Source organism: Arthrobacter sp. SX1312 (genome assembly GCF_002929295.1).
GTDB lineage: Bacteria > Actinomycetota > Actinomycetes > Actinomycetales > Micrococcaceae > Arthrobacter_D.
Window position 1 is genome coordinate 372908 of the sequence record NZ_PJIM01000001.1, and the last position, 16240, is coordinate 389147.

A 16240-nucleotide genomic window follows, 5' to 3' on the forward strand; every position below is an offset into this window, starting at 1 on the left:
GTTGAGACATGAGTCTTGCGCAGGAAATCAAGCGTGTGGTCGCCCCGTTCGAGGTCATCAGCGAGTACACGCCGGCGGGCGACCAGCCCACGGCCATCAAGGAACTGGCGGAGCGCATCAACGCGGGGGAGAAGGACGTCGTCCTCCTCGGCGCCACCGGCACCGGCAAGAGCGCCACGACCGCCTGGCTGATCGAGCAGGTGCAGCGCCCCACCCTGGTCATGGTGCAGAACAAGACGCTCGCCGCGCAGCTCGCCAACGAGTTCCGGGAGCTGCTGCCCAACAACGCCGTCGAGTACTTCGTCTCGTACTACGACTACTACCAGCCCGAGGCCTACGTCCCGCAGACGGACACCTTCATCGAGAAGGACTCCTCCATCAACGAAGAGGTCGAGCGCCTCCGGCACTCCGCGACCAACGCGCTGCTCACGCGCCGCGACGTCATCGTCGTCGCCACGGTCTCCTGCATCTACGGCCTCGGCACGCCCGAGGAGTACATCAACAAGATGGTGACGCTGCGCCGCGGCGACCAGATGAACCGGGATGCACTGCTGCGGCAGTTCGTGGGCATGCAGTACACGCGGAACGACATGGACTTCCACCGCGGCACGTTCCGGGTGCGCGGTGACACCGTGGAGATCATCCCCATGTACGAGGAGCACGCGCTGCGGATCGAGTTCTTCGGGGACGAGGTGGAGAACATCTACACCCTCGACCCGCTGACCGGGAACGTGATCCGCGAGGAGGAGGAGATGTACGTCTTCCCCGCCTCCCACTACGTCGCGGGCGAGGACCGCATGACGCGGGCGATCAAGGACATCGAGGACGAACTGCAGCAGCGCCTGGCGGAACTCGAAGCGCAGAACAAGCTGGTCGAGGCCCAGCGCCTCCGCATGCGGGTGACGTACGACCTCGAGATGATGCAGCAGATGGGCTTCTGCAACGGCATCGAGAACTACTCACGGCACATCGACGGCCGCGACCCCGCCTCGGCGCCCCACTGCCTGCTCGACTACTTCCCCGACGACTTCCTGCTGGTCGTCGACGAATCGCACGTGACCATCCCGCAGATCGGTGCCATGTACGAGGGTGACTCCTCGAGGAAGCGGACCCTCGTGGACCACGGGTTCCGCCTGCCGTCCGCGATGGACAACCGCCCGCTGAAGTGGGACGAGTTCCAGGACCGCATCGGGCAGACGGTCTACCTGTCCGCCACCCCGGGCAAGTACGAGCTGGGCAAGGCCGACGGCTTCGTGCAGCAGATCATCCGCCCGACCGGCCTCGTCGATCCCGAGGTGGTCGTCAAGCCCACCAAGGGCCAAATCGACGACCTGCTGGACGAGATCCGGAAGCGCGTGGCGATCAACGAGCGCGTCCTGGTCACCACGCTCACCAAGCGCATGGCCGAGGACCTCACCGGGTACCTGCTCGAGCACGGGGTGAAGGTCGAGTACCTCCACTCCGACGTCGACACGCTGCGCCGGGTGGAGCTGCTGCGCGAACTGCGTATGGGGACCTTCGACGTCCTGGTGGGCATCAACCTGCTGCGCGAGGGGCTCGACCTGCCCGAGGTGTCGCTCGTCAGCATCCTCGACGCGGACAAGGAGGGCTTCCTCCGCAGCGCGACGTCCCTCATCCAGACGATCGGACGTGCAGCACGCAACGTGTCCGGGGAGGTCCACATGTACGCGGACCGCATCACGGACTCGATGGAGCGCGCGATCGACGAGACCAACCGGCGCCGGGAGATCCAGGTGGCCCACAACCTGAAGCACGGCATCGACCCCACGCCGCTCAGGAAGCGGATCGCCGACATCACCGACACGATCAACCGCGAGGACGCCGACACCCGCGCCCTGCTCGAGGAAGCCGGCAAGTCCCGGAAACCGAAGAAGGGCGCCGGGCGCCACGCAGGCCTGGCATCGGTTCCCGCCGAGGACCTCACGGACCTGATCCAGCAGCTCACGGACCAGATGCACGCGGCCGCCGCCGAGCTGCAGTTCGAGCTGGCCGGGCGCCTGCGCGACGAGGTGGGCGACCTGAAGAAGGAGCTGCGGCAGATGCAGTCCGCCGGGCACGCCTGAGTCCAGGCGGGCCGCTGGTCGCGGCCTGCAGGACCTCCAGCACCGTGTCAAGAAGGCCGGCGGAGGAGCACTTAGGGGGCTGGTTCGTCGGCCTTCCCGCTCGCCGGGTAGCATTATGCCGACGTGAGGGAGTATCCCTAAGCGCTACGGACGTCAGCACGCGGGGCACAACTGCCCCGCCGGGCGTAGCGGCCGGCCGGCTCGACCCGGCGGCGGAGAGACTCACGGCGACCCACAGCACCCCCGGAAGGTACTTCATGCCCGCATTGCCCGTAGCGTTCGAGGTCGGCACGTTCATCGTGCTCGGCCTGATCCTGCTGTTCGATCTGCTGCTCGTGGTCAAGCGCCCGCATGAGCCCTCGATGAAGGAAGCGGGACTCTGGGTCGCGTTCTACGTAGGCCTCGCCCTGGTGTTCGCCGCCCTGATGTTCGTCTTCACCGGGCCGGAGTACGGCGGCCAGTTCGTGGCCGGCTGGATCACCGAGTACAGCCTCAGCATCGACAACCTCTTCGTGTTCATCATCATCATGGCGCGCTTCTCGGTGCCCCGGAAGTACCAGCAGGAGGTGCTCATGGTGGGCATCATCATCGCCCTGGTACTGCGCGGGATCTTCATCGCCCTCGGTGCCGCCGTGATCGAGAACTTCAGCTGGATCTTCTTCATCTTCGGCGCTTTCCTCCTCTACACCGCCTACAAGCAGGCCACCGACGGGGGCGAGGACGAGGCGGACGCCGGTGACAACAAGCTCATCGCGAAGCTCCGCTCGGTCCTGCCGATGTCCGACTCCTACGACGGCAACAAGATCCGCACCGTGGTCGACGGCAAGAAGGTCTTCACGCCGATGCTGATCGTCTTCGTGACGATCGGCCTTACCGATCTCCTGTTCGCCGTCGACTCCATCCCCGCGATCTTCGGCCTCACGCAGAGCGCCTTCATCGTGTTCACGGCGAACATCTTCGCGCTCATGGGCCTTCGCCAGCTGTACTTCCTGCTCGGCGGCCTGATGACGCGCCTCATCTACCTCAAGCACGCGCTCTCCGTGATCCTCGCGTTCATCGGCATCAAGCTCATCCTGCACGCCATGCACGTCAATGAACTGCCGTTCATCAACGGTGGCGAGCACATCGAATGGGCCCCCGAAATCCCGACCTTCGTGTCACTGGCCGTGATCGTCGCCACCATCGTGGTCGCCGTGATCGCCAGCCTCATCCGCTCCAGGGTCACCGGCACGGCCACCGACGAGACCACGAACGAGGCCACGCACGGCGCGTCGGACGCCCCCGCGGTCGACGACGGGCTCGCCGAGGCTGCCGACGAGGCCGAGGTGCAGGGGCCCCGCCGCTAGGCTCCACCCGCAACCCGCGCGAGACGAAGGGACCCCGCACACCGCGTGCGGGGTCCCTTCTGTGTGCCGGCCGTCCCGGGGAGGAACGGCGGTGGCCTCGACAGCGGGACGGGCTTCTCACCCTGTCCACGTGATGCGGCGCCCGCCGTGGGGTCGTCCAATGGTGATGACCACGGAGTCGTTCCGGTCCCGCCGCTCGATGGCAGGACCGGAACCACCCGCCCCACGGACGACGCGGAGGACGATGTGGCCTCGAACCACAGGAAGCAGATCGCAGCACTCATGGCGGGAGGCCCATCCGCCCCGCCCTTCGGCGAGCATGACCCGGCCCTCGGGTCCGACGTCGAAGACATCGTGGAGTGAGGCGGGGCAGTGCCGATCCAGTTGCAGGCGAACAGGCTCATGCGGGCCGGCGTGCGCTCGACGGCGGGGCGCGTCGTGGTGCGCTCCCTCCGCGACCTCCGCGACCTCGAGCTCTTCGATCGGGCGATGACGCTCGCGGCCCAGGCGTTCACGTCCATCCTGCCGATCCTCATCGTGACCGGTTCGTTGCGGGGAAGCGTGAACCCGGAGGCGGACTCGCTCTTCGCCGAGAGTCTCAGCCTCGACCAGGACACGGCAGAACTCGTGCAGCAGTCCATGCCGGACCCTGCCGAGGGAATCACCTTCACGCAGGTCGCCAGTGTGTTGCTGCTGCTCATCGCCGCGACCGCCTTCACCCGGGCACTCGAGCGCTGCTTCCGCAAGATCTGGAAAACACCGAAGGTGGGCCTCCGTTTCGCCTGGCGCTGGGTCGCTGCGATCATCGCCATCGTCATCGGGCTCCTGCTGATCATCACCACCCGCAGCGTCGTGCGTGGCACGGGCGCCATCTCGGTGCTCGGATTCACCCTGGAGGCGGCGATCTGGTGCCTGCTGTGGTGGATCGCCTCATGGCTCGTGGTCAACCGCACCGTCAGCCTGCAGGCACTCCTGCCGGGATCGATCCTCGCCGGACTGGGAATCGCCGGGGCCACGGCAGTCGGCCGCGTCTACCTTCCCCGGGTCTTCGCGGCCTCGGCCGACGAGTTCGGTGTCCTCGGCCTGGCCTTCTCGTACATCGGATGGCTGTTCGTGCTCATGGCCGTGCTTCTCGCCTCGCTGACCGTCGGGCGCGTCGTCCACCTCGCCATGATCGGGCGACTGTGGAGCCACTCGGGTGAGAGGGCTGCACCTCCCACGGCATCGAACAGCCGCCACCGACATGGCTTGCGGTAGCTGGAATCGTGAAACGGCGCCTCCGCCGTGACTGATCCCGATCCGCGGGCAATGTCGCCGGCGAAGCGACGTCGCCTCATCGCGCTGGGACTGCTCCGCGCTCTCGGATCGGCGGTCGTGTTCGTCGCGCTCTACTTCCTCCTGCCCCTCGACCTCGTCACCGATGCGCCAGTGGTCACGCTCGTCATCGCGTTGCTGCTCCTGGTCGGCGTCACCACGTGGGAGGTGCGCGCGATCACCCGGGCGGCCTACCCGCGAGTCCGAGCCACCCAGTCGCTCGCCGTCACAGGATCCCTGTACCTGCTCGTGTTCGCCATCACCTATTTCGTGATGGCCGGCACCGAGCCGGACACCTTCGGCGCTCAGGGCCTGACCCGCCTCGACACCCTCTACTTCACGGTCACGATCTTCACCACCGTCGGCTTCGGGGACATCTCGCCGTCGAGCCCGCCGGCGCGCCTCGTCGTCATGGTCCAGATGCTCCTCAACCTGCTCGTGCTCGGCGCCGGGATCCAGGTTCTCCTCGGGGCGGTGCGGCGAGGACAGGAGGGACGGGCGCCCGTTTCGGACCCTGACTCCTAGGCCCTGCCGGACGTCCGCGGGAACGGATCCGGGCGAGCTCGGACGGTGGCCCGGGCGCGGGCGACGAGGTTCTCCGCTAGCTGCGCGCCATACCGAGCAGCCGCTCGAACATCGCCTCGCCGTCGTCGGCGATGCCGTCGTGGTGGAACTCGTCCGTCTCCCAGACTGCCAGGTTCCGTACCGACGCCGCCGTCGCCAGCGACAGGTCCCTGTCGACGTAGATGTCGTGGCGGTACACGGCGGCCGCGGCCGGGACGGTGTTGGTCGCCAGGACGTCCGCGTCGTACAGCGGTCCCCAGTCGGTCTTCCCCGCGAGGACGTCGGCGACCGCCCGCAGCGGGCGGAGCGCCGGGTCCTCCTCGAAGTACCACGGGTAGACCATCTCTCCGGTGAGGAGGACCTCGTCGGCATCGTCCCTGAACCCGGGGTACTCCTCGAGGACCCGCGCGGCGGACCACGACGAGGCGAGCCCCTGGCAGTAGATCGACTCGTGCAGCAGAGCGTAGAGCGGCTGCGCCGCCCGGCTCACGACGGCGTGGACCTGCTCGAGGAACGACGCCGACAGGCGCGGCCCGTCCGCCGTCGTCGTGAACGCGTCCTCCAGCAGGTAGTGGAGGCCGTGGACGCGCGTGTTGCCGCCGAGGAAGGAGCCGACCATTTGGAACCGCCGCACCGTGAGCCGCTCACCACTCGGGAGGAACTCCTCCACGCGGTCGAGGTGGCGGGCGATGCGCGTGACGCGGTCCCGATCCTCCGGGTACCACCCGAAGTACTCGGCGTTGCGTTCCTCGACGCGCGCGAACGTCGCCCGGTACACCCGGTCGGGCGAACCCGCCAGGGGTGCCAGCCCGCCGGTGATCAGCGCCCGTTCGACGCCCTCCGGCGCCTTCGAGAGGTACGTGAGGGTGCAGAAGCCTCCGTAGCTCTGCCCGAAGACCGTCCAGGGTCCGCTGCCCAGCCGACCACGGATGAGTTCGGCATCGGCGACGATCGAGTCGGCGCGGAAGTGGGCGAGGTAGTCGGCCTGGGCCTGCGGGGTCCGCAGGACGCCGAGCGTCGCGGCGTCGGCCGGCGTCGAGAGCCCGGTGCCGCGCTGGTCGAGCATGAGGATCCGGAAGTCCCGGGCCGCGGCCTTCATCCAGCCCGAGAGCTGCGTGGTGCGCACGCCCCGGCCGCCCGGGCCGCCCTGCAGGAACAGGAGCCAGGGGAGCCCGGCCACGTCGTCGTCGGCGTGTTCGGTGGAGGAGTACTCGCGGGCGAACACCTCGATGCGGGGGGACGCCGGGTCCGCGTGGTCGAGCGGGACCCGGAACACGTGGCCGGTGGCGCGCAGGCCCCGCATGACGGCGGTCCTGCCGACGGCGTGCTCCGCGGTGTGATCGGGAGCGGTCCCATCCGGGGCGTCCCGCCCGGCGGCCGGCCCGGTCACAGGGCGGCGACGTCGGCGAGCGCATCGCCCGTCAGCCGGAACGTGCTCCACTCGGACTGCGCCGCCGCGCCGAGGCTCTCGTAGAAGCGGATGGACGGCTCGTTCCAGTTGAGCACCGACCATTCCACGCGGGCGTAACCGCGTTCGGTGGCGATCCGGGCGAGGTTCGCCAGGAGCGCCTTCCCGTACCCCGCTCCGCGTGCCTCGGGCCGCACGTAGAGGTCCTCGAGGTAGATGCCGTTGACGCCCTCCCAGGTGGAGTAGTTGAGGAACCAGAGCGCGAAGCCCTGGACCTCCCCGCGGACCTCCGCCACGTGGGCGTAGATCGTGGGCCGCTCACCGAACAGGGCCGCTTCGAGCGACGCAACGGTGTTCCGGACGGCGTCCGGCTCCCGCTCGTAGAGGGCCAGGTCATGGATGAGCTGGAGGATGATCGGAACGTCCGCCGGCCGTGCTTCCCGAATGGTAGTCATTCCTCCAGCCTAGCCAAGGTGCAGGGCCGGAGGCGGCGCGGCCGGTGCGGGGCCGGGTCAGCCGGCCGCCGGCCCCCCGACACCGAGGATCCTGACGACCGGGCTGCCGGCGTCGTCGGATGCTGCGAGGTCGATCTCGGCGTTGATGCCCCAGTCGTTGTTGCCCTCCGGGTCCTTCAGGATCTGCCGCACCTTCCACGCGGTGGGGGTCCTGGTGATGAGCAGGAGGTTCGGCCCGCGGGCGTCGGGGCCGTCGTCGATGTCCTCGTAGTCGCCGAAGTAGCCGTCCAGGGCCTCGGCCCAACGATCGGCGGTCCAGCCGGAGTCGGCGTCGAGCGCGCCGAGCGCGGCGTCCTGCTCGTCGGCGAAGAGCTTGACCCGCTGGAACATCTCGTTGCGCACCATCACGCGGAAGGCCCGTTCGTTGGACGTGACGGACGGCGGCTCGTCCGGCAGGTCGACGGCGTCCACCGCGGCGGACGGGGTGAGGCCGGCCGCCAGCTGCGTCCACTCGTCGAGCAGGCTGCTGTCGACCTGGCGGACCAGTTCCCCGAGCCACTCGAGGATGTCGCTGAGGTCCTCGCGCAACGCCTCGACGGGCACGGTGTGGCGCAGCGCCTTGTAGCAGTCGGCGAGGTAGCGCAGGAGGATCCCCTCGGACCGGGTGAGGGAGTAGAACGCCACGTACTCGCCGAAGCTCATGGCCCGCTCGTACATGTCCCGCACCACGGATTTCGGGGCCAGCTCGAAGTCGCCGAGCCACGGCGCGGACGCGCGATAGACGTCGAACGCCTGCTGCAGCAGTTCCTCGAGGGGCTTGGGGTAGCTGACCTCCTCGAGGCGCGCCATCCGGGCGTCGTAGTCGATGCCCTCGGCCTTCATCGCGGCCACCGCCTCGCCGCGGGCCTTCTTCTCCTGCGCGTTGAGGACCTGGCGGGGCTTCTCGAGCGTGGCCTCGATGACCGAGACCACGTCGAGCGCGTAGCCCGGCGCCTCCGGGTCGAGCAGTTCCAGGCTCGCCATCGCGAAGGGGGAGAGCGGCTGGTTGAGGGCGAAGTTGGCCTGCAGGTGCACCTTGAGCCGTACGCGGCGGCCGTCCGGCTCGGGCTCGGGGAGCTTCTCGACGATGCCGGCGGTGACGAGTTCACGGTAGATCCCGATGGCCCGGCGCATGAGCGTGAGCTGGGACGCCCGTGTCTCGTGGTTCTCGGTCAGGAGCCGCTTGGTGGCCGTGAAGGGGTCGCCCGGCCGCTCGAGGAGGTTCAGCAGCATGGAATGGCTGACGGAGAACGACGACGCCAGGGGATCCGGAATGCTCTCCACGAGCCGCTCGTAGGTGGGCTTGCCCCAGGAGACGAAGCCCTGCTGGGGCTTCTTCCGCACCACCTGGCGCAGCTTCTTCTGGTCGTCGCCGAACTTCGACACCGCCTTCGCCATGGCCTTGGCGTTCTCCACGACGTGCTCGGGTGCCTGGACGACGACGGTGCCCGCGGTGTCGTAGCCCGCGCGGCCGGCGCGGCCCGAGATCTGGTGGAACTCCCGCGCGTTGAGCAGGCGCGTGCGGACGCCGTCGTACTTGCTGAGGGCGGTGAGGAGCACGGTGCGGATCGGCACGTTGATGCCCACGCCGAGGGTGTCGGTCCCGCAGATGACCTTGAGCAGGCCGGCCTGGGCGAGCTGCTCGACGAGCCGCCGGTACTTGGGCAGCATCCCGGCGTGGTGCACGCCGATGCCGTGGCGCACCAGCCGGTTGAGGGTCTTCCCGAAGCCGGCGGAGAACCGGAAGGTCGCGATCAGCTCCGCGATGCGGTCCTTCTCCTCGCGGGTGCAGACGTTGACGCTCATGAGGTTCTGTGCGCGTTCGATCGCCTCGGCCTGGCTGAAGTGCACCACGTAGACGGGAGCCTGCCGCGTGGACAGCAGTTCCTCGAGGGACTCCTGGATGGGCGTCTCGACGTAGTAGTAGTGGAGCGGGATGGGGCGCTCCACCGAGGTGACGGTCGCCGTCGCCCGGCCGGTGCGCTCGGTGAGGTCCTTCTCGAAGCGCGTGACGTCGCCGAGGGTCGCCGACATGAGGAGGAACTGGGCCTGCGGGAGTTCGAGGAGCGGCACCTGCCACGCCCAGCCGCGCTGAGGGTCCGAGTAGAAGTGGAACTCGTCCATGACCACGGTGTCGACGTCCGCCTGGGCGCCCTCCCGCAGCGCGATGTTGGCGAGGATCTCCGCGGTGCAGCAGATGATCGGGGCGTCCTGGTTCACGCCGGAGTCGCCCGTGATCATGCCGACGTTCTCCGGTCCGAAGATGTCGCACAGTGCGAAGAACTTCTCGGACACGAGGGCCTTGATCGGTGCCGTGTAGTAGCTGGTGCGGCCCTCGGCGAAGGACTTCAGGTGGGCGGCGATCGCGACGAGGGACTTCCCCGAGCCGGTGGGCGTCGCGAGGATGACGTTGTTGCCGGAGACCAGTTCCATCGCAGCCTCGTCCTGCGCCGGGTACAGGGTCAGGCCGCGGCCCGTCGCCCAGCCGGTGAAGGCCTCGTAGACCGCGTCCGCGGTGAGTCGGCCGTCGTCGTGCCGGGGGAGGTGCTCTTGGATCGTCATGATCCGTTCAGCCTACCGGTGCACGGTTCGGCGGAGGTTAGGGTGGGCCATGCGCTGGGATCCTGGACTGTACGCCCGCCACGCGGGACATCGTGGGCGGCCGTTCTTCGACCTCGTCGCGCGGGTGGGACATGATGCTCCACGCACCGTCGTCGATCTCGGGTGCGGCCCCGGCGATCTGACGGAGACGCTCGCCCACCGCTGGCCGGACGCGCAGGTGACCGGTCTCGACGCCAGTGTGGAGATGATCGACGCCGCGCGGCAGCGGCCGGCGCTGCCGAACCTGCGGTTCGAGGTCCGCGACCTGCGCGACTACACGCCGGGAGGCGACGACGTGATCGTCACGAATGCCGCGCTCCAGTGGGTGCCCGGTCACGCCGGCCTGCTCAGTCGATGGGCTCGGGCGCTCCCCGAGGACGGCTGGCTCGCAGTCCAGGTCCCCGGCAACTTCTCGGCACCGTCGCACGCGCTGATGCGCGACCACGCGGCGAGCCCGCGGTGGGCCGCCCGGCTCGAGGGCGTCCTGCGCCACGACGATGCCGTGGGCGGGCCCTCCGACTACCTCGGGCTCCTGCTCTCCGCGGGACTGCAGGCGGATGTCTGGGAGACGACGTACGAGCAGGTGCTTCCGGGGGAGGACGCCGTCCTCGGCTGGGTACGCGGCACCGGCCTGCGGCCGATCCTGGACGCGCTGTCCGCGGACGAGGCCGAGGAGTTCGAGGCAGGCTACGGGGAACTGCTGCGCCGGGCGTACCCCGCCGGGGAGCACGGCACGGTGTTCGGGTTCCGCCGCATCTTCGCCGTCGGGCACCGGTCCCCCTGACGGGTCGCCGCGGTCACCAGCCGCGCTGCTTCCACTCCATGAGCGATCCGCGCTCCGCGCCGAGCGTGGTGCCCCGGCCGTGGCCCGGGTGCACCACGGTGTCGTCGGGCAGGTCGTCGAAGATCCGCGTCACCACGTCCTCGTACAGGGACGCGAAGCGGTCGGCGTCGCCCTGGGTGTTGCCGAGGCCGCCGGGGAACAGCGAATCGCCGGTGAAGAGGTGCGCAGGCCCGTGGGGGTCGCGATACAGGAGCGCGACGGACCCGGGGGTGTGGCCGCGGAGATGGATCGCCTCCAGCTCGAAGCCCTCGAAGGAGCCGACGTCGTGGTGCTTCAGCGGGACGTCCGTCGGCACGGCGATGTCCGCGACGTCGTCCTCGCCGGCCGCGGTGCGGGCCATCGTCGCCTCCCGGACCTCCGCCAGCGCCCTGACATGGTCCCAGTGCGAATGCGTGGTGACGATCAGCGCCACGCGGGCCTCGGCGTCGGTGTCCTCCTGCGCGTCGGCGAGGAGCCCGAGGATGGCGGGGGCGTCGTCCGCGGCGTCGATCAGCACCTGGGCGCCACTCGACTTCGAGGTGAGCAGGTACACGTTGTTGTCCATCTCGGACACGGAGATGGTGCGGATCGTCACGTCGCTGAGGTCGTGCAGGGGCTCGGTCATGAGCACAGTGTAGGCAGGGCACCTCGGGCACCGGGGGGAACGACCCCGGGGTCGGGCCGCGGCGGCGGTAGGGTCTCAGGAGGACGGGCCGCCCAGGGCCCTCGGACCCGCGATGGAAGGGACAGGGCATGGAGCAGGGCATTCCGCGGTGGCTCAGGCTGGACGAGAAGAGCGCCGTGCCGCCGTTCGAGCAGATCAAGCAGGCCGTCCTCGGCGCCGCCCACGCGGGCAGGGCTCCCGTCGGCACGCGCCTGCCGCCCGTGCGCGGACTCGCCACCCACCTCGGAATCGCCGCGAACACCGTCGCCCGGGCCTACCGCGAGCTGGAGCAGGCCGGCGTCGTCGAGACCCGGGGCCGGGCCGGCACCGTCATCGCCGCAGGAGGCGATACCGCCCGCCGGCGCGTGGCCGACGCCGCCGACTCGTTCGCCGACGTCGTCCGCTCCGCCGGGGTGCCGGAGGCCGAGGCCGTCGCCATGGTGAGGGCGGCATTGCGCCGAGGGTGAACGGCACGCGCAGGGGCGCCGTACCAGCGCGGATCCGGGACTATTCGAATATGCTTTCGAACGGTTTTTCTCCTACAGTTATCTGGTGTCTATAGCAAATTCTCTTGAGCAGCACGCCCACAACCCGGAGCCCGCTCCCCAGGACCTGTCCCGGCTGATCGTCAAGGGTGCACGCGAACACAACCTGCGGAACGTCGACCTCGACCTCCCGCGTGACGCCATGATCGTCTTCACCGGCCTGTCCGGATCGGGCAAGTCCTCGCTCGCCTTCGACACCATCTTCGCGGAAGGGCAGCGGCGCTACGTCGAATCGCTGTCCGCCTACGCACGGCAGTTCCTCGGGCAGGTGGACAAGCCCGACGTCGACTTCATCGAGGGCCTCTCGCCCGCGGTCTCGATCGACCAGAAGTCCACCAGCAAGAACCCGCGCTCCACCGTGGGCACGATCACCGAGATCTACGACTACATGCGCCTGCTGTGGGCGCGCGTGGGACGTCCGCACTGCCCCGTCTGCGGCGAGCCGGTGGCGAAGCAGACCCCCCAGCAGATCGTGGACCAGCTCCTCGAACTCGAGGAGGGGACGCGCTTCCAGGTCCTCGCGCCGGTGGTCCGGGCACGCAAGGGCGAGTTCGTCGACCTCTTCCAGGAGCTCACGGCCAAGGGCTACTCGCGGGCCCGGGTGGACGGCAAGCTCATCCAGCTCAGCGACCCGCCCAAGCTGGGCAAGCAGTACAAGCACACCATCGAGGTCATCATCGACCGGCTCGTGGTGAAGAGCGGTATCCGGCAGCGCCTCACGGACTCCGTGGAGACGGCCCTCAAGCTCGCCGACGGCCGCGTCCTCGCCGAATTCGTGGACCTCCCCGAGGACGACGCCAAGCGCCTGCACGCCTTCTCCGAGCACCTGGCCTGCCCCAACGAGCACCCGCTGGCCATCGACGAGGTCGAGCCGCGTTCCTTCTCGTTCAACAACCCCTTCGGCGCCTGCCCCGCCTGCACGGGCATCGGGACCAAGCTCGAGGTCGACGAGGAACTCGTCGTCCCCAACCCCGACCTCAGCCTCGCCGAGGGCGCGATCGCGCCGTGGTCGCTCGGAACGGCGACCCTCGAGTACTGGACGCGGCTGCTCGAGGGCCTCGCGTCCGAGCTGAACTTCGACGTCAGGACGCCCTGGCGCAAGCTGCCGGACCGCGCCCGCGAAGCCGCGCTGTACGGCAAGGACCACAAGGTCGTCGTGCAGTACAGGAACCGGTTCGGCCGGGAGCGGAAGTACAGCACGGGCTTCGAGGGCGCCATCCAGTACATCCAGCGCAAGCACACGGAGACGGAGTCCGAGGCCTCGCGGGACCGGTACGAGGAGTACATGCGGGAGATCCCGTGCCCCACCTGCGGCGGTGCCCGGCTGAACCCGGCCTCGCTCTCGGTCCTGATCAACGGCCGCAACATCGCCGAGGTCTCCGCGATGCCGATGCGCGACTGCGCCGACTTCCTCGACAACCTCGTCCTGACCGGCCGTGAGGCGCAGATCGCCAACCAGGTGCTCAAGGAGATCCAGGCGCGCCTGACGTTCCTCCTCGACGTCGGCCTCGAATACCTCAACCTCGAGCGCGCCTCGGGCACCCTGTCCGGCGGCGAGGCCCAGCGCATCCGGCTCGCCACGCAGATCGGCTCCGGCCTCGTCGGCGTGCTCTACGTCCTCGACGAGCCGTCCATCGGCCTGCACCAGCGGGACAACCGCCGGCTGATCGAGACCCTGACGCGTCTGCGGAACCTCGGCAACACGCTCATCGTCGTCGAGCACGACGAGGACACCATCGCCGAGGCCGACTGGATCGTGGACATCGGCCCCGGCGCAGGCGAGCACGGCGGCGAGGTGGTGCACTCCGGCCTCCTCGAGGACCTGCTCACCAACGAGAGGTCACTGACCGGCGACTACCTCTCGGGGCGCCGGAAGATCGAGATCCCGGCGAAGCGCCGGAAGATCGACCGCTCGCGCCAGCTGAAGGTGGTCGGCGCGCGCGAGCACAACCTCGTGAACGTCGACGCCACGATCCCGCTCGGGGTGCTCACCGCCGTCACCGGCGTCAGCGGCTCGGGCAAGTCCACCCTCGTCAACGACATCCTCTACAAGGTGCTCGCCAACAAGCTCAACGGCGCGAAGCAGGTGGCCGGACGGCACAAGCGGATCGACGGGCTGGAGCACCTCGACAAGGTCATCCACGTGGACCAGAGCCCCATCGGCCGCACCCCGCGCTCCAACCCCGCCACCTACACGGGCGTCTTCGACAACATCCGGAAGCTCTTCGCCGAGACCACCGAGGCGAAGGTCCGCGGCTACCTGCCCGGGCGCTTCTCCTTCAACGTCAAGGGCGGCCGCTGCGAGGCGTGTTCCGGTGACGGCACGCTGAAGATCGAGATGAACTTCCTGCCCGACGTCTACGTCCCCTGCGAGGTGTGCCACGGGGCGCGGTACAACCGCGAGACGCTCGAGGTGCACTACAAGGGCAAGACCATCGCCGACGTCCTGGACATGCCGATCGAGGAGGGGGCCGAGTTCTTCGCGGCGTTCAGCCCCATCGCCCGGCACCTCAACACCCTCGTGGAGGTGGGCCTCGGCTATGTGAGGCTCGGGCAGCCCGCCACCACGCTCTCCGGCGGCGAGGCGCAGCGCGTGAAGCTCGCGAGCGAGCTGCAGAAGCGCTCCAACGGGCGGAGCATCTACGTCCTCGACGAGCCGACCACGGGCCTGCACTTCGAGGACATCCGCAAACTCCTCCTGGTGCTGCAGGGCCTCGTGGACAAGGGCAACACCGTCATCACGATCGAGCACAACCTCGACGTCATCAAGAGCGCGGACTGGGTCATCGACCTCGGGCCGGACGGCGGCTCCGGGGGCGGACAGATCATCGCGACCGGCACCCCGGAGCAGGTCTCGAAGAACGAGCGCAGCTACACGGGCACCTTCCTCAAGGAGGTCTTCGCGAAGGCCGCCGGGTAGCGTCTCCCGGCGCCCGCTCTCCGCGGGAGGGCATGGGTGACGCCTGCCCTCCCGCTGCTATGGCAAGCTTGGCCGGTGGCAATTACGCGTTCCCTGATCCTCTTCGACCTCGACGGAACGCTCGTCGACCCCGCAGGAGCCATCACCGGAGGGATCAGTTCCGCCCTCGAGCACCACGGATTCCCCGTCCCGCCCGACGACGCCCTCCAGGCGATGGTCGGGCCGTCCCTCGTCCACTCGCTGACCGCGACCGCCGGGGTGCCCGCAGCGCGCGTCCCCGACGTCGTCGCCACCTACCGCGCCGGCTACCTGGCCACCGGGATGGCCCGGAGCCGCCCCTACCCGGGGATCGCGCGGTGCGTGGAAGCACTGCTCGACGGCGGCGCGACCGTCGCCGTCGCCACCCAGAAGCCCGAGTGGCTCGCCGAGGAACTCCTCGCCGTCCAGGGGCTCCGACACCTCTTCTCCTCCGTCCACGGCTCGCCGCGGGACGAGGCCACGACGGCCGGCGGCAAGACGCCCATCATCCGGGCCGCCCTCGAGTACCACGGGTACGACGCCGGGCACGCGCGCCGCGCCGTGATGGTGGGCGACCGCCGCCACGACGTGGAGGGCGCCGCCGCGAACGGCCTGGCCTGCATCGGGGTGACCTGGGGCTTCGCCGCGCCCGGCGAGCTGCAGGCCGCCGGCGCGGCCGCCGTCGTGGACTCCGCCGACGCCCTGCTGGAGGTGCTCCGTGGGCATCTATGACCTGACGCGCAGCACCACGCGCGGTCTCATCGCCGGCCTGTGCCGGCCCACCGTCGAGGGGCTCCACAACGTGCCGGAGGACGGCCCGTTCATCGTCGCCCCGAACCACCTCTCCTTTCTGGACAGCGTGCTGGTGCAGGCCCTCACGCCCCGGCCGGTCGCGTTCTTCGCGAAGGCCGAGTACTTCACCGGGACCGGGGTGAAGGGCGCCCTCATGAAGGGGTTCTTCGAGGGTGTGGGGTCCATCCCCGTGGAACGCGGCCAGCAGGCCGCCAGTGTCCAGGCCCTCAGGACGCTGCTCGACCTCCTGGAACAGGGCGACGGCGTCGGCATCTACCCGGAGGGGACCCGCTCGCGGGACGGGCGGCTCTACCGGGGGCGGACCGGCGTCGGCTGGCTCGCGCTGACCACCGGAGCACCCGTGCTGCCCGTCGGCCTGATCGGCACCGACGCGCTGCAGCCGGCGGGCGGGAAGGGCATCCGGCCCCAGCACTTCACCCTGCGGATCGGGGAGCCGCTCGTCTTCGCGAAGACCGGGCCGGGGCATCCGCTGCCCGCGCGCCGGGGCGCGACCGACGCCATCATGGACGGCATCGCCGCACTCACGGGCCAGGAGCGCGTGGCCTCCTACAACCAGAGTCCCCCCGCCGAGTAGCTCGGCATTCTCCAACCGCTGCAGACCGCCCGAGCAGCGGTGAGCGGAGCACCGAGTGGGGCCGTGTCACCC

13 protein-coding genes are annotated in these 16240 nt (G+C 69.4%); 9 read left to right on the top strand and 4 right to left on the bottom strand.

Annotated features, from left to right (window positions below; all coding sequences use genetic code 11):
- The first annotated feature begins 8 nt into the window (after positions 1–8).
- The 4 genes from uvrB (at position 9) to CXQ92_RS01850 (ending at position 5269) form a co-directional block, all read left to right on the top strand.
- Positions 9–2084 carry an excinuclease ABC subunit UvrB gene (gene uvrB / locus CXQ92_RS01830; RefSeq protein WP_104164786.1) on the top strand — a complete coding sequence of 692 codons (2076 nt, stop codon included), beginning with the start codon at positions 9–11 and terminating at the stop codon, positions 2082–2084.
- Between the two features lie 257 nt (positions 2085–2341).
- Positions 2342–3430, top strand: coding sequence for a TerC family protein (locus tag CXQ92_RS01835; protein ID WP_104164789.1), 1089 nt, complete (start codon positions 2342–2344; stop codon positions 3428–3430).
- A 372-nt stretch (positions 3431–3802) separates the two neighbouring features.
- A complete protein-coding gene (locus tag CXQ92_RS01845) occupies positions 3803–4687 on the top strand; it encodes a YhjD/YihY/BrkB family envelope integrity protein (protein WP_104164793.1) in 885 nt (294 codons plus the stop codon).
- A gap of 27 nt (positions 4688–4714) precedes the next feature.
- Complete coding sequence (locus tag CXQ92_RS01850; protein WP_146067356.1) at positions 4715–5269, top strand: potassium channel family protein; 555 nt, start codon at positions 4715–4717, stop codon at positions 5267–5269.
- A gap of 76 nt (positions 5270–5345) precedes the next feature.
- Here CXQ92_RS01850 and CXQ92_RS01855 read toward each other — a convergent pair whose 3' ends face one another.
- From CXQ92_RS01855 to CXQ92_RS01865, 3 genes are all read right to left on the bottom strand, one after another.
- Complete coding sequence (locus CXQ92_RS01855) at positions 5346–6611, bottom strand: alpha/beta fold hydrolase (protein WP_104166608.1); 1266 nt, start codon at positions 6609–6611, stop codon at positions 5346–5348.
- 83 nt (positions 6612–6694) lie between these two features.
- Entirely contained in the window at positions 6695–7171 is a 477-nt protein-coding gene (locus tag CXQ92_RS01860) for a GNAT family N-acetyltransferase (protein WP_104164797.1), read from the bottom strand.
- Positions 7172–7228: 57 nt separating this feature from the next.
- Positions 7229–9772 carry an RNA helicase gene (locus CXQ92_RS01865; RefSeq protein ID WP_104164799.1) on the bottom strand — a complete coding sequence of 848 codons (2544 nt, stop codon included), beginning with the start codon at positions 9770–9772 and terminating at the stop codon, positions 7229–7231.
- A gap of 49 nt (positions 9773–9821) precedes the next feature.
- Between CXQ92_RS01865 and CXQ92_RS01870 the strand changes: the two genes are divergently transcribed.
- Positions 9822–10595, top strand: a complete 774-nt coding sequence (locus CXQ92_RS01870) for a trans-aconitate 2-methyltransferase (RefSeq protein ID WP_104164801.1) — start codon at positions 9822–9824, stop codon at positions 10593–10595.
- Positions 10596–10608: 13 nt separating this feature from the next.
- Here the strand turns inward: CXQ92_RS01870 and CXQ92_RS01875 are convergent, their stop codons facing one another.
- The gene (locus CXQ92_RS01875; protein ID WP_104166610.1) at positions 10609–11259 is read right to left on the bottom strand and encodes an MBL fold metallo-hydrolase; all 651 of its coding nucleotides are present in this window, start codon (positions 11257–11259) and stop codon (positions 10609–10611) included.
- A gap of 128 nt (positions 11260–11387) precedes the next feature.
- Between CXQ92_RS01875 and CXQ92_RS01880 the strand changes: the two genes are divergently transcribed.
- The 4 genes from CXQ92_RS01880 (at position 11388) to CXQ92_RS01895 (ending at position 16168) form a co-directional block, all read left to right on the top strand.
- Positions 11388–11765 carry a GntR family transcriptional regulator gene (locus tag CXQ92_RS01880; protein ID WP_219815672.1) on the top strand — a complete coding sequence of 126 codons (378 nt, stop codon included), beginning with the start codon at positions 11388–11390 and terminating at the stop codon, positions 11763–11765.
- Positions 11766–11850: 85 nt separating this feature from the next.
- Complete coding sequence (uvrA, locus tag CXQ92_RS01885) at positions 11851–14763, top strand: excinuclease ABC subunit UvrA (protein ID WP_104164803.1); 2913 nt, start codon at positions 11851–11853, stop codon at positions 14761–14763.
- A gap of 75 nt (positions 14764–14838) precedes the next feature.
- Positions 14839–15513, top strand: a complete 675-nt coding sequence (locus tag CXQ92_RS01890) for an HAD hydrolase-like protein (protein ID WP_258069658.1) — start codon at positions 14839–14841, stop codon at positions 15511–15513.
- Positions 15500–16168, top strand: coding sequence for a 1-acyl-sn-glycerol-3-phosphate acyltransferase (locus CXQ92_RS01895; protein WP_104164805.1), 669 nt, complete (start codon positions 15500–15502; stop codon positions 16166–16168). The genes CXQ92_RS01890 and CXQ92_RS01895 overlap by 14 nt, the downstream gene beginning before the upstream one ends.
- Positions 16169–16240: the final 72 nt, after the last annotated feature.